At 64.4% G+C, this 20,083-nt stretch carries 20 protein-coding genes; 6 read left to right on the plus strand and 14 right to left on the minus strand.

What is annotated here, in order from left to right; translation table 11 throughout:
* Nucleotides 1–618: 618 nt before the first annotated feature.
* The 4 genes from K1177_RS01265 to K1177_RS01280 all read right to left on the minus strand — a co-directional run bounded on the left by K1177_RS01265 (nucleotide 619) and on the right by K1177_RS01280 (nucleotide 6,990).
* Entirely contained in the window at nucleotides 619–1,521 is a 903-nt protein-coding gene (locus K1177_RS01265) for a pentapeptide repeat-containing protein (protein ID WP_224701466.1), read from the minus strand.
* 576 nt (nucleotides 1,522–2,097) lie between these two features.
* Nucleotides 2,098–5,553, minus strand: coding sequence for a chromosome segregation protein SMC (gene smc / locus K1177_RS01270; protein WP_224701467.1), 3,456 nt, complete (start codon nucleotides 5,551–5,553; stop codon nucleotides 2,098–2,100).
* 59 nt (nucleotides 5,554–5,612) lie between these two features.
* On the minus strand, nucleotides 5,613–6,386 hold the full coding sequence (locus tag K1177_RS01275; RefSeq protein ID WP_224701468.1) for a thioredoxin domain-containing protein: 774 nt from the start codon (nucleotides 6,384–6,386) through the stop codon (nucleotides 5,613–5,615).
* An 88-nt stretch (nucleotides 6,387–6,474) separates the two neighbouring features.
* The gene (locus K1177_RS01280; RefSeq protein ID WP_224701469.1) at nucleotides 6,475–6,990 is read right to left on the minus strand and encodes a DUF721 domain-containing protein; all 516 of its coding nucleotides are present in this window, start codon (nucleotides 6,988–6,990) and stop codon (nucleotides 6,475–6,477) included.
* Nucleotides 6,991–7,115: 125 nt separating this feature from the next.
* Here K1177_RS01280 and mutY point away from each other — a divergent pair, with 125 nt between their 5' ends.
* Nucleotides 7,116–8,168: an A/G-specific adenine glycosylase gene (gene mutY, locus K1177_RS01285; RefSeq protein ID WP_224701470.1), complete on the plus strand. Its 1,053-nt coding sequence runs from the start codon at nucleotides 7,116–7,118 to the stop codon at nucleotides 8,166–8,168.
* Between the two features lie 2 nt (nucleotides 8,169–8,170).
* Here the strand turns inward: mutY and K1177_RS01290 are convergent, their stop codons facing one another.
* Both K1177_RS01290 and K1177_RS01295 read right to left on the minus strand, forming a co-directional pair.
* On the minus strand, nucleotides 8,171–8,488 hold the full coding sequence (locus K1177_RS01290; protein WP_224701473.1) for a hypothetical protein: 318 nt from the start codon (nucleotides 8,486–8,488) through the stop codon (nucleotides 8,171–8,173).
* Between the two features lie 30 nt (nucleotides 8,489–8,518).
* A complete protein-coding gene (locus K1177_RS01295) occupies nucleotides 8,519–9,091 on the minus strand; it encodes a TetR/AcrR family transcriptional regulator (RefSeq protein ID WP_224701476.1) in 573 nt (190 codons plus the stop codon).
* A 51-nt stretch (nucleotides 9,092–9,142) separates the two neighbouring features.
* Here K1177_RS01295 and K1177_RS01300 point away from each other — a divergent pair, with 51 nt between their 5' ends.
* The gene (locus K1177_RS01300) at nucleotides 9,143–9,835 is read left to right on the plus strand and encodes a DUF4336 domain-containing protein (RefSeq protein WP_224701478.1); all 693 of its coding nucleotides are present in this window, start codon (nucleotides 9,143–9,145) and stop codon (nucleotides 9,833–9,835) included.
* A gap of 67 nt (nucleotides 9,836–9,902) precedes the next feature.
* Here K1177_RS01300 and K1177_RS01305 read toward each other — a convergent pair whose 3' ends face one another.
* Together K1177_RS01305 and K1177_RS01310 are read right to left on the minus strand one after the other, a co-directional pair.
* Complete coding sequence (locus K1177_RS01305; protein ID WP_224701480.1) at nucleotides 9,903–10,880, minus strand: zinc-binding dehydrogenase; 978 nt, start codon at nucleotides 10,878–10,880, stop codon at nucleotides 9,903–9,905.
* 46 nt (nucleotides 10,881–10,926) lie between these two features.
* A complete protein-coding gene (locus K1177_RS01310; RefSeq protein ID WP_224701482.1) occupies nucleotides 10,927–11,517 on the minus strand; it encodes a TetR/AcrR family transcriptional regulator in 591 nt (196 codons plus the stop codon).
* Between the two features lie 246 nt (nucleotides 11,518–11,763).
* On the opposite strand from K1177_RS01310, the gene greA reads away from it, so the two are divergent.
* Nucleotides 11,764–12,246, plus strand: coding sequence for a transcription elongation factor GreA (gene greA, locus K1177_RS01315; RefSeq protein ID WP_224701484.1), 483 nt, complete (start codon nucleotides 11,764–11,766; stop codon nucleotides 12,244–12,246).
* Between the two features lie 3 nt (nucleotides 12,247–12,249).
* Here greA and K1177_RS01320 read toward each other — a convergent pair whose 3' ends face one another.
* From K1177_RS01320 to K1177_RS01335, 4 genes are all read right to left on the minus strand, one after another.
* Nucleotides 12,250–12,591: a DUF6968 family protein gene (locus K1177_RS01320; protein ID WP_224701486.1), complete on the minus strand. Its 342-nt coding sequence runs from the start codon at nucleotides 12,589–12,591 to the stop codon at nucleotides 12,250–12,252.
* A gap of 198 nt (nucleotides 12,592–12,789) precedes the next feature.
* Nucleotides 12,790–13,923 (minus strand): site-specific DNA-methyltransferase, encoded by a 1,134-nt coding sequence (locus tag K1177_RS01325; RefSeq protein WP_318153265.1) that lies wholly within the window; start codon nucleotides 13,921–13,923, stop codon nucleotides 12,790–12,792.
* 82 nt (nucleotides 13,924–14,005) lie between these two features.
* Nucleotides 14,006–14,683 carry a ribonuclease HII gene (locus K1177_RS01330; RefSeq protein WP_224701488.1) on the minus strand — a complete coding sequence of 226 codons (678 nt, stop codon included), beginning with the start codon at nucleotides 14,681–14,683 and terminating at the stop codon, nucleotides 14,006–14,008.
* Nucleotides 14,684–15,049, minus strand: a complete 366-nt coding sequence (locus K1177_RS01335; RefSeq protein ID WP_224701490.1) for a DUF4180 domain-containing protein — start codon at nucleotides 15,047–15,049, stop codon at nucleotides 14,684–14,686.
* 77 nt (nucleotides 15,050–15,126) lie between these two features.
* Between K1177_RS01335 and K1177_RS01340 the strand changes: the two genes are divergently transcribed.
* Nucleotides 15,127–15,711, plus strand: a complete 585-nt coding sequence (locus tag K1177_RS01340; protein WP_224701492.1) for a hypothetical protein — start codon at nucleotides 15,127–15,129, stop codon at nucleotides 15,709–15,711.
* Between the two features lie 30 nt (nucleotides 15,712–15,741).
* Nucleotides 15,742–16,428: an HAD family hydrolase gene (locus K1177_RS01345; protein WP_224701494.1), complete on the plus strand. Its 687-nt coding sequence runs from the start codon at nucleotides 15,742–15,744 to the stop codon at nucleotides 16,426–16,428.
* A 6-nt stretch (nucleotides 16,429–16,434) separates the two neighbouring features.
* On the opposite strand, the gene K1177_RS01350 is transcribed toward K1177_RS01345, so the two are convergent.
* Nucleotides 16,435–17,583, minus strand: coding sequence for a PA0069 family radical SAM protein (locus K1177_RS01350; RefSeq protein ID WP_224701495.1), 1,149 nt, complete (start codon nucleotides 17,581–17,583; stop codon nucleotides 16,435–16,437).
* 404 nt (nucleotides 17,584–17,987) lie between these two features.
* Between K1177_RS01350 and K1177_RS01355 the strand changes: the two genes are divergently transcribed.
* Nucleotides 17,988–19,469 carry an MDR family MFS transporter gene (locus K1177_RS01355; RefSeq protein ID WP_224701498.1) on the plus strand — a complete coding sequence of 494 codons (1,482 nt, stop codon included), beginning with the start codon at nucleotides 17,988–17,990 and terminating at the stop codon, nucleotides 19,467–19,469.
* 72 nt (nucleotides 19,470–19,541) lie between these two features.
* Here K1177_RS01355 and moaB read toward each other — a convergent pair whose 3' ends face one another.
* Entirely contained in the window at nucleotides 19,542–20,078 is a 537-nt protein-coding gene (gene moaB / locus K1177_RS01360) for a molybdenum cofactor biosynthesis protein B (protein ID WP_224701499.1), read from the minus strand.
* Nucleotides 20,079–20,083 lie beyond the last annotated feature (5 nt).

Consider the following 20,083-nt stretch of genomic DNA (forward strand, 5'->3'; position numbering starts at 1 on the left):
AGAGTGTCAAGACAACCTTAAGCCTCGTAAATCATTGTTTTATTTGATGAAATCCGCTCGTCGCGGGGGTGCGGCATGCTGTCCACGCCCAATGGTGGCAATCTCGGGGCAGCCCGGTAGGGATTCTCGGCTCCATCGGCCCATGCCAAGGCGCCACACGGCGGCAACCGGGTGGGTAAGAACGACGGACGGACCCCGAGACGGCTGTCGCTCCTGGTAAGATTATAGAGTGAGACGATAGCCGCCTCGGGGCGCCGGTTTTTGGAGCCGAACGAGCGGCAGAGTTGGCTCGCTCCTACACTGGCAACTCGCCCGCAAACCTGTGGAAAAGGCGTCCCCCACCCGGCCCACCCCACCACTGTTCGCCTGCAGGCAGTCCGCGTGGGGTGATGGGGGAGTATAAGGCAGGGCGCGGGGGCGGGGATAAGTAGCAAAACTTCCGCCGTCGCCAATCCAGGGCTGCTGGTAAGGAGAAGAGCCGCATTGCCTGTTCAAACAGCCTGGAAGGCGGAATGACTGCGATGCATGAGAGGTGTCCAAATGAGGTGCCGGACTTGCGGGTTCGATCGGGTACCAGCATCCCAACGATCTGGTGCGAGCAGTTTAATTCCGAGCAGATCAATGCGACAAATCACTAACTGTGATTGGGCTGCAGTTTTTGTGTACCTCAAGCCCAGTTGTGTGGTCACTCTCCCGATCACAAGACAGAAGGATCTGTTCGATACCTTTCGCGTCATTGGCACCAAAGATCGGCGGATTGTCTCTGAAAAACCACAGTTTGGCTTTGAGCTGTTCTAGCCCATCGAAGCACACTCGGCCCACAGTGGATTGCCTGCACAACGTCGCACCGCTGACGTTGAACTCGGCTGCTGGACCAAATCTGGTTTGGCCAGAAAACATAACCCCTGTGAGGTCAACACGCGTGAAGTTGGCTGTGCCGAACTCCATGTCCCTGAATATTGTTGTCCCCATTTTGGCATCCGTGAAATCGGCATCGCCAATATAGCCGCCAACAAATTCAGCATTGTGCGTCAAAGTTCCGCTGAAATTCACGGAGTCGAGTTCGACATTTGCGAAATGCGCGCGCGCAAGGTCGGTCGCCGCAAAAGAAGAACGTGAAATGATTGATTTGCGAAAGCGCGGTCCTTTTCCTTCCACAGAAAGTCGGGACAATTGTGTTGGCGAGGTGCAGTTATTTTCATCGTCGATTCCTCCCATTGCGCGGCAGCTCAAGTCTATCCCCTCCAGGATGGGAACGTTAGCGACGAGCGTTCTCAGAGCATACTGCTTGCCAGTGGCAGCTGGCGTCTGAAGCGCAAGAATTTGCCACGCCGACGAAATTTGTTGATCAAGCAATGCCTGACGTGCCAGTCGCGTCTGCTCGCCGGTCTTCTGCCAGCTGTCCCATGCAAAAAAGGCAAGGAATGCTGTAACAACTAGCATGATTAACTCGAAGCTTCGTATCAGGGTGCCGGGAATTTGCCAGTCCCACCATTCTGTGGTGGCGAGGGTTCTGTCCAAGCGGTCGAGTCTGCTATCAGTGGTCTTTTGTAATTGTTCTAGTCGACTAGAAATAAGCCTAAGCGGCCTGCTGTTGCTTTTGCGCATACTATCCCCCATGTCGCAGCAAAAGAATGGCTGACAGTAACGGCTGGGACAAGTCCTGTGCCGCTAAGAAAGAGGATGGTCGACAGCCGCTGAGGAATGCGGGAAGGAGAAAGAGGTATTACCGCGCCGCTGGCACCAGACCGACGAACCTGTGGAGGGGGAGCACTCCCCCGGTGGTCCTAGCCGCACAAGTGTTTGCCGGCAGGCCGTCATGCGGGCTGATGGCGCGGAATAAGGCAGGGTCTTGAGGGTGGGGATAAGGGGGAACTCCATGGTGTTGAGTCCACCGGGCGGTACCACGGCGGTGAAAGCACCGAGCATTTCCAGCCTTCTTCGGACAGATTGTCACGCTCGGGCTTGACCCGAGGGGTCTTCACCTAACGATCGCTCCGGCAGTGCAGAGCCCTCGGGTCAAGCCCGAGGGTGACGCGCGGTGGGGGTGGTGAGGTTGAAAAAGGCGTCGGAGAACGACACTTCATGCAGCCCCCATCACCCCACCTCCAGAAAAGTCTCCGCCGTCGTCAGATCCACCGACACCAGCTGGCTGACGCCGCGTTCGGCCATTGTGACGCCGAAGAGTCGATCGACGCGGCTCATGGTGATGGGATTGTGGGTGATGACCATGAAGCGCGTATTGGTGCGCTGGCGCATGGAATCGAGCAGGTTGCAGAAGCGCTCGACATTGGCGTCGTCGAGCGGGGCATCGACTTCGTCGAGCACGCAGATCGGCGCCGGATTGGTCAGGAAGACAGCAAAGATCAGGCTCATGGCGGTCAGCGCCTGCTCGCCGCCGGACAGCAGCGTCATGGTCTGCGGTTTCTTGCCGGGCGGACGGGCGATGATTTCCAGCCCCGCTTCGAGCGGATCATCGCTCTCGACAAAGCTCAGCTCAGCCGTGCCGCCGCCGAAAAGCGTCGTAAACAGCTCCTGGAAATGCGCATTGACCTTGCCAAAGGCTTCGTTGAGGCGGGCGCGTCCCTCGCGGTTGAGCGAGGAAATGCCGGTGCGCAGCTTGGCAATGGCCTCGATGAGGTCATTCTTGTCCTTGACCATCAGGTCAAGCCGGGTCTGCACCTCTTCGGCCTCCTTTTCGGCCGAGAGATTGACCCCGCCCAGCCGCTCGCGCTCGGCCCTGAGCCTGTCGAGCCGCTGTTCGGTGGCCGCCTCGGCGGGGAGGGGATCGGAGGGGCGGATGCCCGAGGCCTCCAGCGTCTTGCTGGCCGGGATCTGCAGGCTCTCCTCGATGCTGCGCTCGATCTGCTGGCGCTGGGCGATATAGCCTTTGAGACGTTCCTCGATGCGCGTGAGCTCTATGCGCGCATTGGCCAGGACCTCGCTGGCGGCGCGCAGGGCGCGGTCTGCCTCGCGATGGCCGGTCTGGGCACTGGCGAGGGCATCGCCGGCGGCCTTGTGTTCGGCCGTAGCGGTTTCGATCTGGTCGTCGAGCTGGGCGCGGCGGCTGTCAAAGCCATCGGGCGCCTTTAGCAGCGCGGCCAACTGCGCACTGACCTCGGCGCTGCGCGCGTCGAGCGTCGATAACTGCGCCTGAGCACTGTCGCGGCGGCGCTGCCAGCTCTGGTTGTCGCGTTCGAGCTGGGCAACGCGGCTGGCGCGCATGGTGGCGGCGTTCTCAAAACTGCCCAGCCGCAGCCGGGCTTGTTCGGCACGCTCACGCAGCCCGTTGAGATCGGTCTGCGCCGCTGCGGCGCGGGCAGCGGCCTCGTCTTCGGTGCCGGCTTCGGAAAGAAGGCGCTGCGCTTCGGCGCGGGCGGCCTCGGCCTCCGCCCGGCTGGCGTCGAGCCGCAGGCGGGCCTCGGCCAGGGTGGACTGGCGGGTGGTGAGATCGCCCATCGCGCGCTGCGCCTTGTCGACTTCGGCCTGCGCCGCACCGATGGCATGCTGGGCCGACCGCCAAGCTTCGCGCTTGGCGCGCTCATCCTGCCGCGCGGCATCCAGCGCCGCCACCAGCGCATCAACGTCGCGCTTCCAGGCGTTGCGCTCGCCCCGCGCGCGGGCGATGTCTTCGTCGAGTTCGGACAGGCGGTTGCGCTGCGCCAGGCGCTGCGCGGCGGCGCTGGGCGCATCGGCGGCGGCGACAAAACCATCCCAGCGCCACAGCGCACCCTCGAGGGTGACAAGGCGCTGCCCGGGCTTGAGGGCGTGCATGAGGCTGGGTCCATCGACACCGCTGATCAGGCCAATCTGGTCGAGGCGGCGCTTCAGCAGCGGGCTGCCGGTGACATAGCGGCTGAGCGGCTCGGCGGCCTGGGGCAGGGCGGCATCATCAGTATGATCGACTGGCACCGACCAGTGCATGGGCGCGCCGGCATCGGAGCTGGCATCGAGATCATCGCCCAGCGCCGCGCCCAGAGCCGTTTCATATCCCGGCGTCACCTTGAGCTCGTCGACAATGGCCGGCCAGAGGCTGGCGCCGACATTGAGCATCTTGCCCAGCGTCGCCGCCTCGGCTTCCAGCCGGTTGAGCGCGGCATCGATCTCGGCCAGCTTTGGTCGCGCGGCATCAAGCCGGGCCTGCGCCTGGGTGGAGACGGCCTCGGCCTCGGTGGCCAGCACTTCGGCCTCTGCGGTCTGCGCCTGGGCTTCGCCCAGGGCGGCGCGCTTCTGGCTCAGCGTATCATCGGCATCAAGCTGGGCAGCCACCGCCTGGGCATCGCGCTCGACCTGGGCCAATTGCTGCGTCACCCGGTTTAGCCGGGCTTCGGCATCGGCGAGGCCGCGCTCGGCCTGGCTGCGCCGTGCGCGCAACTGCGCCAGCGCATCGGCCGCCTGCCGCGCCGCGGTCTCGGCGGTCGCCACCACCGCCCTTGCCGCCTCGGCGGCCGAGCGGGCAGCGTCGAATTCAGCCTGCGCCGATTGTGTTTCGCTCTGCAACTGGCTGAGCTCTATCGCATTCTGCGCCAGGGTCGCTTCGCTTTCGGCCACCAGATCGCGCTCGCGCGTGCCATCGGCGGCCAGCTGGCGGATGCGGTCTTCCAACTCACTCTTGCGCTGGCTGACGCGCCGCGTCTCCTCGGCCAACTGTTCGGACAGGATGGTATAGCGTTGCAGCACGGCGCCAGTGACGGCTTCGCGCTCGCGCAGCGGCTGCAGCGCCGCATCGGCGGTTTCGAGCACCTTCTGCGCCGCCAGTTCGGCATGGGTGGCATCGGCCAGCGCGCGGATCAGCACGGCCTGTTGCGCCTCGGCGTCCTTTTCGGCAAAGCGGGCGGCGACCCATCGGATGTGGAACAGCGTGGCCTCGGCGCGGCGGATATCACCGCTCAGGGCGCGATAGCGCGTGGCCAGCCGCGCCTGCCGCTTGAGGGTTTCGAGCTGGCTCTCTACCTGGGCGATGATGTCATCGACCCGCTCGAGATTGCCCTCGGCAGCGCGCAGGCGCAGTTCGGCCTCGTGGCGGCGGGAATGGAGGCCAGAGATACCGGCGGCCTCTTCGAGCAGGGCCCGGCGGGCCGTGGGCTTGGCGGCGATCAACTCGCCGATCTGGCCCTGGCGCACCATGGCGGGGGAGTGGGCCCCGGTGGAGGCGTCGGCAAAGAGCAGCTGCACATCGCGCGCGCGCACCTCGCGGCCATTGACGCGATAGACCGACCCGGCCTCGCGCTCGATGCGACGTGTGACCTCGAGCACATCGGCCGTGTTGAGGGCAGCGGGTGCGGTGCGGTCCGAATTGTCCAGCACCAGGGTGACTTCGGCCGAGTTGCGGCCCGGCCGATTGCCGGAGCCGGAAAAGATCACATCGTCCATGCCCGAAGCGCGCATGGCCTTGTAGGAGCTTTCGCCCATGACCCAGCGCATGGCTTCGACAAGATTGGATTTGCCGCAGCCATTGGGGCCGACAATACCGGTCAGCCCCGGTTCCATGACCAGGGTGGTTTCGTCGCAGAAGGATTTAAAGCCGTGGAGCTTGAGGCGGGAGAACTTCATGTCACCCGCCTTCTCTCAGGCGCGCAAGGCCGCCCCGCATGGGGGCGGCGCAATGGGCGTCAGTTGACCGGGGTGGCCGCACCGGTGCCAGCAGCGGGCGCCATGGCGTCGGTTGCCGCAGGGGCCATGGCATCGGTTGCAGCCGGCGCCGCAGCGGCCGGTGCAGCAGCGGTGGGCACGAAATCGGCAGGCAGCAGCGGATCGATGACCGCACCCAGCGATTCGACACTCTGTTCACCGCTGATTGTCTTGCCGTTGACATAGAATGTCGGCGTACCTGCCAGCCCGAATTCGTTCAGTGCCTGCTCGCGCACCGCTTCCATCCCCTTGAACAGGTCCTGATTCGTCAATGCCGCGTCGAAAGTTTCCTGGGTAAAGCCGAGCTGCTTGGCGATCTCGAGGATGGCGTCGCGCGGGGTCTGCGAACTGGCCCAGGTGGTCTGCGTCTTGAAATAGGTGGAGACGACGTTGTGGTAATTGGTCGGGCCGGCGGCCTCGGCCAGCATGAACACGGCGGCGTCGAGCACATTGCGCACGAAGGGGCGGGTGATGAACTTGACCTTGCCGGTATCGACATAGGCGGCGATGAAGCCGGGCAGCACATCATTGGAGAAGGCCGCGCAGTGCGGGCAGGTGGGCGAGGCATATTCGATCACGGTCACCGGCGCGGTGTCGCTGCCCATGACGTGGTCGACATAATTGCCGGCCGGGGCCATCAGCTTTGCCTCGTCGACAGTGTCGCCTTCGGCTGCATTGGCGGTGGCGACCCCGCACAGGCTCAGCGCCGAGGCTGCAGCTGCAAGAATGAGGGTGTCACGGCGGGTAAATTTCACAGCGAAGGCTCCTGTTTTGATTGTGGCGACACTACACGGGGAAAATGTGAGGGCAAGTGGGCAGGTTTATCACTGCTGGGTGAACACACTATCCGCGTTTCCGTTCCGCTCGACTGGCCAGGGCGTGACCAAGCTTGCGCAGGGCTTCCCGAACCTCGGCATCCTCCACATCGGCCACTTCGGCGCCGATGCGCTCGACAACGCCCTGGCTCGGTTGACTGGGTTTATCGTCCACCGGCGCTGAACCCGGCCTGAACGGCTCGGCGGACAACCGTACAGATCCCACCAGCACAAAGCCGAAATAGCGGTTCACCGCCGCTGCGATGCGCTCACCCTCATGGGCAATGGCCAGGGCATGGCCCGGCACGCAGCGCAGCACCAGCGTGGCGCCCTCGGCACTACGCTCGCCACGCGGCCAGCTCAATTTGTCGGGAATGGCCACGCTGTCATAGGGCTTGGGCGCCATGACCGACCAATGCGTGATGATGTCGCGACTGGCAAAGCCACGCTGCTTGAGTACCGGATCGAGCGCGCCGCTGAGCACATCGGCCATGCTCATGGTCCGATTGCGGCGCTTGGGCTCTGGGAGATCGTCTTTGGCCATGGCACGCAAGTATCGCGACGCCGGGCCTCCCCACAAGGGGGAAGGCGTCCAGGGTATCGCGCCGCCCGGTCCGAAGTGAAGGCGGCCTCTTGTGTCCGGCGTTACCCCCGATATACCCGATAGCCATGCACCTGACTTCGCCCGCTCCCATCGACGCCGACGCCGTGCTCGCGTGGTACGATCGCCATGCCCGTGACCTGCCCTGGCGGGTATCGCCGGCTGATCGCGCCAAAGGCGTGCGGCCCGATCCCTATCGCATCTGGCTGAGCGAGGTGATGCTGCAGCAGACCACCGTTGCCGCGGTGAAGGCCTATTTCCTGCGCTTCACCAGCCTGTGGCCGACCGTGGGGGATCTGGCCGCCGCGCCGCTCGACAGCGTGCTGCGCGAATGGGCGGGTCTGGGCTATTACGCCAGGGCGCGAAACCTGCATGCCTGCGCCCAGGCGGTGGTGGCCGAGCATGGCGGCGTCTTCCCCGACAGTTCAGAGGGCCTGCAGGCGCTGCCCGGCATTGGCGCCTATACCAGCGCCGCCATCGCCGCGATCTGCTTTGACGAGCCGGTGGCCGTGCTCGATGGCAATCTCGACCGCGTGCTGGCGCGCTATTATGCGCTCGATGTGCCGGTGCGCGAGGCCAAGGACGCGTTGCGCGCCGCGCTCCAGGCCAGCGTGCCCCAGCGGGCCGGTGACTTTGCCCAGGCCATGATGGACCTGGGGGCCACCATCTGTGCGCCGCGCGCCGCGGCCTGCATGCTCTGCCCGATCCAGCCCGGCTGCATTGCCACGCGCCAGGGCGATCCGACGCTCTATCCGGTCAAGCCGGTCAAGGCCGACCGGCCGGTGCGCCGCGGCCATGCCTTCATCATGCGCGACGCGGCAGGCGACGTGTACCTGCAGAGCCGCCCGGCCAAGGGCCTATTGGGTGGCATGACCGAGGTGCCGGGTTCGGAGTGGTCCAGCGAACTGGGCAGCGCCAACTATCCGCGCGAGGCTGACTGGCAGCACCATGGCCAGGTGGTGCATGTGTTCACCCATTTTCGGCTGGAACTGGAAGTCTGGTCGGCCGAAGTCGCGCCCGAGGGGCTCGATGGCGGCTGGTGGGCGGCGCCAAAGACGCTCAAGAGCGAGGCCCTGCCGACGCTGTTTCGCAAGGTGCTGGCAGCGGCTGGGCTTGAGTAGAGTCAGAGGTGGACAAGGTTGTAGACGTATGACTTTGCGCCCTTGCGACTGACCCAGACGCCTTCAGGCGGTTCGCTGGGCGATTGCGCAGCCGGCAGCGTGTCCCAGGGGCGGCCCATCACGGATTGCGTGGCGTCATCCCAGGCGACCCAGCCGAGCACTGGCCGATAGGTGATCCACAGATCCTGATCCATGCGCTGGAACCCGGCCATGCCGTCGGGTCGGGGCTTTCGGTTGAACCGATAGACCAGATCATCGCTTTGGCGGCGCAGTTCGAACTGTTCAATCATGGCTGAACTATAGGCCGCGCCACTCAGCATTCAATCCGCTGCTGCGCGGTCAAGCAGTGCTCAACGCGCGCCGATGCCTTCAACAACGATGCGGATGATGCGCACAATCTCGTCGGCGTCGAAGGGCCGCCCGGCGAGGACGGAGAGCATGGCCTGGCCATAGATGCCCAGCAGGATCAGCGCCAGCAGATTGGCGTCTTCATCGCGGCGGATAAGGCCCTGCGCCTGACCCAGCACAACAATGTCGCGCACCAGGCGCTGGAAGGATGGCCGGTCGGACGGCGGTTCGAGCGCGGGACGCTGTGCCGGAGCCAGGGCGAGCCGGGCCAGGGCCGGATTGGCCAGGCACCAGCGGGCACTGTCGAGAAAGACGGTTTCGAGCAGGGCCAAAGCGTCGTCGCCTGCCTGCAGGCGGCTGCGGTAGGAGCCATCCTGCGCTTCCACCCGGGCGATGAGCTGGAGGGCAATATCCTCCTTGGAGGCGAAGAGATTGTAGACCGTCTTCCGCGTCAGGCCGGCGCGTGTGGCGATTTCGTCGACGGAAGTCCCCTCAAAACCCAGCGCCCGGAATGCCGCGTCGGCGGCATCAAGGATCAGCAGGCGGGACCGGTCAGTGCGCTTGGGGATTGCCATAATTACACAATGGTATAAATTTACACGTATGTAAACATTTGGAGGCCGCCCATGCAGTCATTTGGGCCCAATATCTGGATTGCCGAGGGGCCGACCGTCAATGCGGCGGCCGGGTTTGCCTACCCCACCCGCATGGCCGTGATCCGCCTGGAGAGCGGCGAGCTGGTCATCTGGTCGCCTGTCGCCCTGACAAATGCGCTGGCCGCCGCGGTCAATACGCTGGGCAATATTGCCTATCTGGTGTCGCCCAATAGCCTGCATGACAGTTTCCTGGCCGATTGGCAGCGGGCCTACCCTGACGCCATGGTCTGCGCGCCGCCGGGCCTGCGGGAAAAACGGCGGGACATCCGTTTCGATCTCGATTTCAGCAATGGCCCCATCGCCCAATGGGCCGGCGCGATCGACTTCGCCATCATCGCCGGCAACCGCATCACCACCGAGGTGGTCTTCTTCCATCACGAGAGCCAAACCACCCTTGTTACCGATCTGATCCAGCAGTTTCCGCGCGGCTGGTTCAGCGGCTGGCGCGCCGTGGTCGCGCGGCTGGACCTGATGGTGGCGCACGAGCCCAGCGTGCCGCGCAAGTTCCGTCTGGCCTTCACCGACCGCAACGCTGCGCGGCAGTCGCTTGCAACCGTTCTCGCCTGGCCGACCGAACGGTTGATCCTGGCCCATGGTCCCGTGATTGGGAGCGGTGGCCAGGCCGTGCTGCGCCGTGCCTTTGGCTGGCTGATGAGGCGCTAGGGCAAAGGCTCAGCACAGCAAAAGGCCCGCCACCTGGGCGGGCCTTTGTCATTTCGGCTGCTGCCGATCAGGGGCGCAGCAGCACCTTGCCGGGGCGACCGGGGATCTGGGCGGCGTCCATGGCCTTGGCGGCATCGCCAAGGTCGAACACGCCACCGACCGGCAGCGGCAGCTTGCCCTTGACGGCCAAGGTGATCAGTTCGCCGATGAGCTGGCCCTTTTTCTCACCGGACATGGCGGTGCTGACCTTGGCGCCCCAGAAACCCTTGATGGTGATTTCCTTGAAGATTATCGCGCCCGAATTGAGCGGCATGGGCGCGCCGGTTGCGGTGCCGAAGATCACCAGTTCGCCATTGCTGCCCAGCACGTCGATCAGCGATGCGCCGACTTCGCCGCCCACCGAATCCACAGCCGAGACAGCGCCCTTGGAACCGGTGATGGCCTTGACCTGCTCAATCCAGTTGGCGCTGGAGGTGGCGATGACATGGGTCATGCCCAGTTCGGTCAGCTCCGCAACGGCCTCTTCGCGGCGGACCAGATTGATCAGCCCGATGCCACGCTCGGCAGTGAGGGCCGCAAGCACCTTGCCGACCGCGCCATTGGCGGCGGTCTGCACGATCCAGTCGCCGGTCTTGGCCTTGAGTATGTCGAGCAGCGAAATGGCACTGAACGGCATGGCGATCAACTGCGCGGCAGCTTCATCGGCGATGGCGTCCGGCAAGGGGACGAGGCCGGCCGCGGGGGCGTTGAAATACGCGGCCCAGGTACCATTGATGCCGGCGACGGCAATGCGCTTGCCGACGAGACCGGCATCAACGCCTTCGCCCACGGCATCGACCGTGCCCACGGCCTCGGTGCCGCCGATGGCGGGCAGAGTAGGCTTGTAGCCATAGGTGCCGCGCGTGGTCCACAGATCGTGATTGTGGATGGGCGAGAGAATGGTGCGGATGCGCACCTCGCCCTTGCCGGGATTGGGCTGGGGCACATCGCCCAGCTTGGTGACTTCAGAGGGATTGCCGAAATTCTCATAAATGGCTGCGCGCATGGCGAGCTCCTTTGCTTGCGTGTCTGTTGCGAAAAGGGGGAAGGGGTCAGGTCAAAAGGCGCTGGCGCGTGTCGTCCATTGCCTCGATGAGCGGCTGTTCGGATTTGCCCAGCTTGCTCAGGATCGCTGCGCCGAGCCACTGGCCATAAAGCCCGCGGGCTGCCCTGGCCGGATCGGCCAGCGGGCGGATCGAGCCATCGGCCATGCCGGCGCGCAGGATATGCTCCAGCCGGGATTCCAGTTCATGCACACCGCCATCGAGCGTGATGCGCATGTCTTCGGAGAGATCGGCGATCTCGCTGGCGAGCTTCACCACGAGGCAAGTCTCGGCGATCGACGGCTTGTCGGCCGAGGCGAGCCAGGCGGCACAATAGGTCATCAATTGTTCGCCGCCCGAGCGGGGGGAAGCGATCAGCCGGTCGACGCGGGAGAGATAGTCGGTGACATAGTCCTCCAGCAGTGCCTGGCCGAAGGCCTCCTTGGAGGCAAAATAGTGGTAGAACGAGCCCTTGGGCACGGCGCTTTCGCTGAGCAACTCTTTGAGCCCCATGCCCGTAAAGCCCATGCCCAGCACCAGGCGACGGCCTGTCGACAGGATGCGGCTACGGGTCTGCTCGGACTTGGGGATCGTGTTCATGCGGCTGATATAGGACGGAATAGACCGGTCGTCTAGCGCGGAGTTGGAGAGTTTTGACTTGGGCTGGTTTGCGTGCTGCGCAGGGGTGAGAAGAGACGTGGTTGGTGCGGCTCGTCGGGCAAGGCATCGTCGGGCGCCGGACAGCGGCGGGTCAAGCCGCCCGAACGCATCAGTCGATTTGCGCTATAGAGGCGAACGGGGCTATGCCCTGAGCATCCGCGCCGACGGCGCAACGGGAGCAGACGATTGAGTGTAGCCTTCACCAAGGAAGACAGCGCCGAAACCGCCTCGGAAACCCTGCTACCCGACCGGCCGATTTCCGACGCGCCTAATCTGGTGACGCCAGAGGGAATGACCGCGCTCGAGCAGCAGCGCGACGCAGCCCGCGCCGCCTATGATGCGGCGATGCTGATCGAGGATGTCAACGAGCGCCGCCGACAGGCTGCCAATCCGCTGCGCGACCTGCGCTATTTCGCCGAACGCGTCCGCACCGCGCAACTGGTGCCGGCGTCCGAAAGCCCCGGCGAAGTGGCCTTCGGCAGCACGGTGACCTTCGAGCGCGACGACGACCGCCGCCAGAGCTACCGCATCGTCGGCGAAGATGAGGCGGACCCCAAGGCCGGCACCATCTCCTATGTCTCCCCCATCGCTCGCGCGCTGATCGGCAAAGCGGTGGGCGAGGTGGTTAGCGTGGGAGCGATGGAACTGGAGATCGTGGCGGTCGGGTAGGGACTAACCATTTCCCTCGTATCTGGCGTCGTCTCCCACCAGGAGATGCCTTGCGTCCTTCGCAATAGGAAAGCCATAGCCATTGCCCGGCTTGTCAAACACCAGCGTGCCCGCCGTGCGGTAGGGGCTGGCGTAAAGTTCGGCGCCGATATTCTGCAGGGCAATCGTCAGCGCCTGCATGCCGTCTATCCCATATCCGGCGCCCGATCGTTGCCGCTCCGGCCAGCCGATATCGTAGCGACAAATCCAGCCGCGCTCGCCTTGTTCGGGCGCGAACACATGGATTGCGACGCTGTGCCGACCAGTGCCATCGACGATGGCAAGTTCACGTTTGGCAAAGGACATAGCTGACCTCCGTAGCTTGCGGGCGGAGATGACGGCACCGGTCTAGGTCTTGCGGTGGCCCGGTGCCATGGTGCTGCCAAAGCGCCTGCGTTCATAGGGGGAAACCGCCGGATCGCTGTTGCCTCCCCGCCCGAAACGAAAAAGGCCGCCGGGATGAGCCGGCGGCCAGTCAGAAGCCTGAGTGATTGGAGGTCAGGGTCAGGCAGAAAGCAGTTCCAACTGGGCGCGGACGCCGGCGCGGAGCGTGTCGATGGGGGCGGGCTGGCCGTCCAGATCGTGATGCCAGAAGGTCCAGCCATTGCAGGCTTCGGCCCCCTGGACCAGTGCACCCACCTTGTGGATGGAGCCCTGGTGTGTCCCCGAGACGAGCGAGCCGTCGGCGCGGACCATGGCGAAGTAACGTTTCGTTAAGTCAAAAAGTTGCGTGCCCGGCTCGATCAACCCCTGTTCGATCAGCGAACCGAAGGGAATGCGGGTTTCCTTGCGCTTGGGCGTGACCGACTGCAGCGCCTCGAAGACGCCCGGGCGAATGCCGGCGATGCGCTTGAGGGCAGCATTGATATAGCTCTGCTCGCGCTCGATGCCGATGAAGTGCCGGCCCAACTTGCGGGCGACGGCGCCCGTCGTGCCCGTGCCAAAGAAGGGATCGAGCACGATGTCGCCCGGCTTGGTTGTGGCATTGAGGATGCGGAACAGCAGGGCTTCCGGCTTTTGCGTCGGATGCACCTTTTCGTCGTCATCGCCCTTGAGCCGCTCGGCGCCGGTGCAGATGGGGAACAGCCAGTCGCTGCGCATCTGCGTGTCGTCATTGGCCAGCTTCATGGCTTCATAGTTGAAGGTGACGCGGCTCTTCTGGCTCCTGGCGGCCCAGATCAGCGTCTCATGCGCATTGGTGAAGCGGGTGCCGCGGAAATTGGGCATCGGATTGGCCTTGCGCCAGACGATGTCGTTGAGCATCCAGAAATCGAGATCCTGCAACGCCGTGCCGACGCGGAAGATGTTGTGGTAGCTGCCGATGACCCACAGGGCCCCGTCGGGCTTGAGCACCCGCCGCGCCGCCTTGAGCCAGGCGCGGGTAAAGGCGTCGTAGTGGGCAAAGCTCTCGAACTTGTCCCACTCGTCATCCACCGCATCCACCTTGCTCTGATCGGGGCGGGTAAGGCCCTGGTCGAGCTGGAGATTGTACGGAGGGTCAGCAAAAATCAGATCAACCGAGCCGGCCGGCAGGGCGTTCATGTGGTCGATGCAATCGCCCACAAGGATGGTATCGATCGGGAGGCGCGAGGCCCCATCCGCATCGGCCATGGCGGCCGTACGCGCGGTACTCAACATACACTTAACCCTAACGCAGTACTAACGATGCCGTTATACCCCGCCAGGGTTAATGGAGCGTTCGTAAGGGGTTAGCAGGAGGTTAAGCGAGCGTCCTGCGCTGTGCCAGGGCGGCCGCAACCGGAGCGAATTCATTGCGATGATGTCGGCTGGGGCCTTGATCGACCAGGGCCCGCAGATGGGCGGCGGTGCCATAGCCCTTGTGGCCGGCAAAGCCGAAACCGGGTGCATCTGTTTCCATCACAGCGCACATGCGGTCGCGCGTGACCTTGGCGACAATGGACGCGGCGGCAATCGAGACACTGCGCCCATCGCCGCCGATCAGCGCCAGGCCGGGGCAGGGCAGGCCAGGCGGTACATCGCGGCCATCGATCAGCGCGCGCTCAGCCGGGGTGGGTAGGGCCCGCACGGCACGGGCCATGGCGGCAAGAGTCGCGCCGCGAATATTACGCGCCACGATTTCATCGGGCGGGGCGCTGGCAATGGACACCTCGGCGCTGGCCATGATGAGGTCGAACAGCGCCTCGCGCTGAGTGGCATTGAGCTTTTTGGAATCATTGAGACCGGCGGGGATGCGGTCTGGATTGAGCCGCACGGCCGCCACCACCACGGGCCCGGCGAGCGGCCCGCGCCCGGCCTCGTCAACGCCGGCGACGACCCTGGCGCCGCGGTCGATCAGCATGGTCTCATGGGAGAAATCCGGGCGGCCGGCCTCGCCATCAAACAGCGCCGGACCGGCTGGCGTGGAGCGCCTGGCCATTCAGTTGTGCCCCGTCAGGGCAGCATCGAGCGCGGCCCGGTCGGGCACGAACAGGTGGTGGCCGATACGGTTGGTTTCACCGACAAAATCGGTCAGGGCCCGGCTGCGCGCCATCGCGGCGCTGATGTCGCCCAGGATGGACAGGCGCATCTGATAGTTCTGCAGCTTCTGGATAAAGAGGCCTGCCAGACGGGTCTCAAGCTGGAAAAACTCGGGTGCCAGCCGGGTGATGGGCAGCACGATCATGTCGGTGCCGGTGCCATAAGTCTGGCCGATGAGATCGACCGCATCGGCCTCGCTCGACAGCAGCGGACCATCGGCGGGGACGAGGGCCAGCGTCAGTTCGCCAAGCTTTTCGGTGTCCATGGCTGTCGCTCCATTTCGCGCGTCTGCCGAGCCTGATATAAGACTTCCGCCGGGGGGCAAAGCCATTGAGAGATTACATGCGCATTCCCACATGCTTTGTTGCTTGCCTGATGCTGGCGATGCCTGCCGCCGCCGCCCCGTTTCACCATGCCTATGGAGAATGGCGCGAATACAATCGCGACTGGCTCGCCGCCTGCCCCGATGTGATCAATGAGGACGCGGCGGACTATTACGGCACCTCGTGTTTTGCCAGCACCGGCAGCCAGGAGCTCAACAGCACGGGCCTGCCCGCCTATAAGCTCACTGTCATGCGCAACCGCATCACCGGCGACCTCGACGTGGCAGTCACCGTTGCGGCCGACGACGTCGAGACCGACACCAGCCGGCCCATGGTCTTTGCCTTCAGCGGTCAGGCGCCGATCAGCCTCGATTTCACCAGCGATCTCGAAACCCGCTACAACACGACCAACCAGTTCTTCATCGCCGACCTCGACCGCAAGGCGCATGTGATTGCGCTGATGAAGGAGCGCAATGCGCTGACGCTGACAGTGCCGCTGAGCGGTGGCGCCAGCCCGGACAAGGAGGTCTGGCTGTCGATGCGCGGCGTGCTCGCCTCGCTTGACTTCATGTCGGCCTATGCGCGCAAGGTCACCCAATACTAGCTCTTTACTCCCGATGATCCGGATCTGCCCATGACCCCGACGCCTGGCGCTGCGCTGCTGTTTGATATTGATGGCACCCTGGCCGACACTGATCCGCTGCACCTGAAGGCCTTCAATCAGCTCTTTGCCCCCTATGGGCACCACTTCGACAAGCAGCGCTTCGCCCGCGAATTGCAGGGCCTGGCCAATATCGACATTGCCCGGCGCCTGCTGCCGCAACTGAGCGCTGAAGAGGGCATGGCCGTGCTCGACGCCAAGGAGGCCCTGTTCCGCGAGATCGCGGCCAGCGCCATCGAACCGGTGCCGGGTCTGTTCGAGCTGCTCGACTGGGCCGATGCGCATGGCGTGCCCATGGCCGCAGTGACCAATGCGCCGCGCGCCAATGCCGATCTGGTATTGGGCAGCCTGGGGATTGCCCATCGCTTTGGCGCAGTGGTGATCGGCGGCGAACTGCCCCATTCCAAGCCGCACCCGCTGCCCTATCTCGAAGGCTTGCGCCTGCTGGGCGCCCGCGCCGAACTATCTGTAGGCTTCGAGGACTCGCGCACCGGCATCACCGCTGCCGTCGGGGCGGGGCTGTCCACGATCGGCATGGGCACCAGCCTTGATGACGCCGCCCTGCTGACTGCAGGCGCAAGCCTGGCTGCACACCGCTATGACGATCCCGCCGTCATGGCGCTGATCAAGAGTCGGCTCGCCAGCCGCCGCAGCGCCTGAGTTGGTCTAGAACAGGCTCATCTGCGCGTTTTCCAGCTGCGGCGCGACGAAGAGATCATTGCGCAGGCCCGGCAGCTTGACGTCGAGCCCATAGCGCTCGCGGGCCTTGTCAAAGCGCTGGCGCAAAAGGGTTGCATAGGGGCCTTCCCCGGTCATGCGCGTGCCGAAACGGCTGTCATAATCCTTGCCGCCGCGCGTATCGCGCACCAGCGCCAGCACATGGCGCACCCGGTCGGGGAAATGGCGCAGCAGCCACTCGCGGAACACATCGCGCACCTCGCCCGGCAGGCGCAGCAGGATCATCGAGGCGCTGGTGGCGCCTTGGGCCTTGGCGGCATCGAGGATACGCTCGAGCTCCATGTCGTTGATCGCCGGGATCATCGGCGAGGCAAAGACGGCCACCGGAACCCCAGCCTCGCTCAACAGGCGGATCGCCTCCAACCGCCGCGCCGGCGAGGACGCCCGCGGTTCCATCTTGCGACTGAGCTTGTGATCCATCGAGGTCATAGAAATGGCGACCTTGACCAGCCCCAGCCGGGCCAGCTCGGTCAGGATGTCCAGGTCGCGCATGATCAGCGCCGACTTGGTGGTGATCATCACCGGGTGGCGCGTCTCCAGCATCACTTCGAGAATGCCGCGCGTCAGCCGGTGCTTGCGCTCGGCCGGCTGGTAGGGGTCGGTATTGGTGCCCATGGCGATAGGCTTGACCTTGTAGTTGCGCGCCGCCAACTCGGCCCGCAGCGTCTCCACCGCATTGACCTTTACATAGATGTCGCGCTCGAACTCGATGCCGGCCGAATGCCCGAGAAAGGCGTGGCTGGGCCGGGCATAGCAATAGGAACAGCCGTGTTCGCAGCCGCGATAGGCATTGATCGAGCGCTCAAAGCCGATGTCCGGGCTGTCATTGGTGGTGATGATCGACTTGGCACGCTCGACATGCTCAACCGTCTCGAAGATCGATAGCGGTTCCACGTTGTCCCAGCCGTCATCAAAGCTCTCGCGCGACTGCTTTTCGAAGCGGCCGCTGCGATTGCTTTGCGCGCCACGGCCGCGGATACGGTCGGGATTGAGCAGTTCGCGCCGCGCCAGGTCGGCGTCGCGGCTGCGGCTGAGCTGTTCCAGAGCCTCAAAGGACGGCGCTTGATAAAGGGCCATAACTGCGTCTCCTGCCTGTCCCCGGCCATCGAATCGTGTGGCCGGCGTCGTTGTTCTTTTCTAGCACTGGATTGAGAACAGAACAAGAACATGGCTTCAACAAGGCATGTCGCCGGGCAGGAGCGCGCAGGCATCCGCGGTGTGCAAGGCCGCGTTGCACCCCCTGGACTGGACGGCAAATGCAAAAGCCCATATCGATTTCAGCCCACGCCCCGGCCTATGGCCCGGATGGGCGTGCGGGACGCGCTATCCCGGACCCGTTGTGGGTCCCGACCATTGAACGATCCAATTCCGCTTTTTGCTCCTGACAGCTCCTGACCAAGCTGTTTGTGACAAGCCGTCGAAATCGCCGCCTGTGAACCGTCATGGCGGCAAGACGCACTTGAAAACCGAAGGACGACACCATGACCACTGATGCACCGGCGCTGGACGCCATGCCGGACCAGAACGCACCGGTTCTCGACAATGCCGCCCGCAATCGCCTGGTGATCGCCCTGCTGCTGGGGTCGACCTTTGTGGTCTTCCTCAACGAGACCATGATGAGCGTGGCCATTCCGCACCTGATGGACGATCTGGGCGTTGCGCCCAATATTGCCCAGTGGCTGACAACGGCCTTCCTGTTGACCATGGCCATCGTCATCCCGATCACCGGCTTTCTGCTACAGCGGCTCAATACGCGGCCGATCTTCATGCTGGCCATGTCGATCTTCACCGCCGGCACGCTGATCTGTGCCGCCTCGCCGGGCATTGAACTGCTGATCTTCGGCCGCGTCATCCAGGCCGTCGGCACTGCCATCATGATGCCGCTGCTGATGACCACGGTGATGACGCTGGTGCCGCCGGAATCGCGCGGCAAGACCATGGGCAATATCTCCATCGTCATTTCGGTGGCGCCGGCCATCGGCCCCACCATCGGCGGCTTCATCCTCAATGTGCTGGAATGGCGCTGGATGTTCATCATCATGCTGCCCATCGCCATCCTTGCGCTGGTGCTGGGGAGCCTGCGCATCCAGAACGTGACGACGCCGCGCTATGCCCCGCTCGACCTGCTGTCGGTGCTGCTCTCGGTGATCGGTTTCGGCGGCCTTGTCTATGGCCTGTCAAGCCTGGGCGAGGGCAGTGCCGAAGGCGCCGCCTTCCCGATCTGGCTGCCGCTGGTTGTTGGCCTGGTGGCCATGGCGCTGTTCATCTGGCGCCAGATCGGCCTGTCGCAGCAGGGCAAGGCGCTGCTCGACCTGCGCACCTTCCTCTCGCGCAACTACACCGTTTCGGTGCTGACCATGGCCTGCGCCATGATGGCACTGTTCGGCACGGTGATCCTGCTGCCGATCTATACGCAGAACGTGCTGGGGATCGATACGCTGCAGACCGGCCTGCTGCTGCTGCCGGGCGGCCTGCTGATGGGCCTGCTGGCCCCCACGGTCGGCCGGTTGTTTGACAAATATGGTCCGACCCCGCTCCTGGTGCCGGGCATGGTTCTGGTGTCCATCGTGCTCTGGGCGCTGACCCGGGTGGATCAATACACCTCGGTATGGGCGATCCTGGCTGGCCATATCGTCATCAGCGTGGGCCTGGCCCTGACCTTCACCCCGCTGTTCACCGCCGCCATGGGTTCGCTGCGCATGGATCTCTATTCCCATGGCAGCGCCATTCTCGGATCGGTGCAGCAGGTGGCTGGTGCCGCGGGCATTGCGCTCTTCGTCGCGCTGATGACGCTGCGCACGGCGAGCCTGAGTGCTGCGGGCACCGAGCCGGTGTCGGCGCTGGCCGGTGGCATCCAGCTGGCGTTCCTGGTGGGTGCCGTGATCTCGCTGCTGGCCATCGGCGCGGCCATCATGGTGCGCAAGCCCGACGCCCAGCCGGGCGGCATGGGCGGCCACCACTAAACGGGGCCAAGCCTCAAAATAAGAACGGCGTCCTTCGGGACGCCGTTTTTGTTTCAGCGAGGCGAACGGCGCTCAGCGCTCGGCCAGCCGGGGCATCAGCTCGACGAAATTGCAGGGCTTGTGGCGATAGTCGAGCTGGTGGGTCAAAATGCCTTCCCAGGCATCGCGGCAGGCGCCGCGCGATCCGGGCAGGCAGAAGACGAATGTGGTGCCGATCAGCCCTGCTGTGGCGCGCGACTGCAGCGAGCTGGTGCCCACAGTGGTGGCCGAATACTGATGGAACAGCACCGAAAAGCCCTCCATGCGCTTGTCGAACAGCGGCTCGATCGCCTCGGGCGTCACGTCACGGCCGGAAAAGCCGGTGCCGCCGGTGGTCATAACCACATCCACATTGGGGTCGGCCACAAAGCCCTGTACGGCCTGGCGGATGAGCTGGATATCGTCGCGCACCACCACGCGGTCGGCGCAGCGATGGCCGTCGGCCTCCAGCAGGGACTTGAGCAGCGCGCCGCCGGTATCGGTCTCCAGCGTGCGCGTGTCCGACACCGCGATGACCGCAATCGATAGCGGCTTGAAGGCCCGGTCATCGAACCGCGCGGTCTTGAACATGCTTT

The sequence above is a fragment of the Devosia aquimaris genome (assembly GCF_020169335.1).
Lineage (GTDB): Bacteria > Pseudomonadota > Alphaproteobacteria > Rhizobiales > Devosiaceae > Devosia > Devosia aquimaris.

Bases quoted from the DNA above. Each gene is read 5' to 3' on its own strand.
- K1177_RS01340 (WP_224701492.1), top strand. From the start codon at position 15,127: ATGCGCATTCCCACATGCTTTGTTGCTTGCCTGATGCTGGCGATGCCT.
- K1177_RS01350 (WP_224701495.1), bottom strand. From the start codon at position 17,583: ATGGCCCTTTATCAAGCGCCGTCCTTTGAGGCTCTGGAACAGCTCAGC.
- K1177_RS01290 (WP_224701473.1), bottom strand. From the start codon at position 8,488: ATGCTGAGTGGCGCGGCCTATAGTTCAGCCATGATTGAACAGTTCGAA.
- K1177_RS01335 (WP_224701490.1), bottom strand. From the start codon at position 15,049: ATGGACACCGAAAAGCTTGGCGAACTGACGCTGGCCCTCGTCCCCGCC.
- K1177_RS01310 (WP_224701482.1), bottom strand. From the start codon at position 11,517: ATGAACACGATCCCCAAGTCCGAGCAGACCCGTAGCCGCATCCTGTCG.
- K1177_RS01320 (WP_224701486.1), bottom strand. From the start codon at position 12,591: ATGTCCTTTGCCAAACGTGAACTTGCCATCGTCGATGGCACTGGTCGG.
- K1177_RS01280 (WP_224701469.1), bottom strand. From the start codon at position 6,990: ATGGCCAAAGACGATCTCCCAGAGCCCAAGCGCCGCAATCGGACCATG.
- K1177_RS01345 (WP_224701494.1), top strand. From the start codon at position 15,742: ATGACCCCGACGCCTGGCGCTGCGCTGCTGTTTGATATTGATGGCACC.
- mutY (WP_224701470.1), top strand. From the start codon at position 7,116: ATGCACCTGACTTCGCCCGCTCCCATCGACGCCGACGCCGTGCTCGCG.
- K1177_RS01300 (WP_224701478.1), top strand. From the start codon at position 9,143: ATGCAGTCATTTGGGCCCAATATCTGGATTGCCGAGGGGCCGACCGTC.
- K1177_RS01355 (WP_224701498.1), top strand. From the start codon at position 17,988: ATGACCACTGATGCACCGGCGCTGGACGCCATGCCGGACCAGAACGCA.
- K1177_RS01295 (WP_224701476.1), bottom strand. From the start codon at position 9,091: ATGGCAATCCCCAAGCGCACTGACCGGTCCCGCCTGCTGATCCTTGAT.
- K1177_RS01330 (WP_224701488.1), bottom strand. From the start codon at position 14,683: ATGGCCAGGCGCTCCACGCCAGCCGGTCCGGCGCTGTTTGATGGCGAG.
- K1177_RS01325 (WP_318153265.1), bottom strand. From the start codon at position 13,923: ATGTTGAGTACCGCGCGTACGGCCGCCATGGCCGATGCGGATGGGGCC.
- moaB (WP_224701499.1), bottom strand. From the start codon at position 20,078: ATGTTCAAGACCGCGCGGTTCGATGACCGGGCCTTCAAGCCGCTATCG.
- K1177_RS01305 (WP_224701480.1), bottom strand. From the start codon at position 10,880: ATGCGCGCAGCCATTTATGAGAATTTCGGCAATCCCTCTGAAGTCACC.
- smc (WP_224701467.1), bottom strand. From the start codon at position 5,553: ATGAAGTTCTCCCGCCTCAAGCTCCACGGCTTTAAATCCTTCTGCGAC.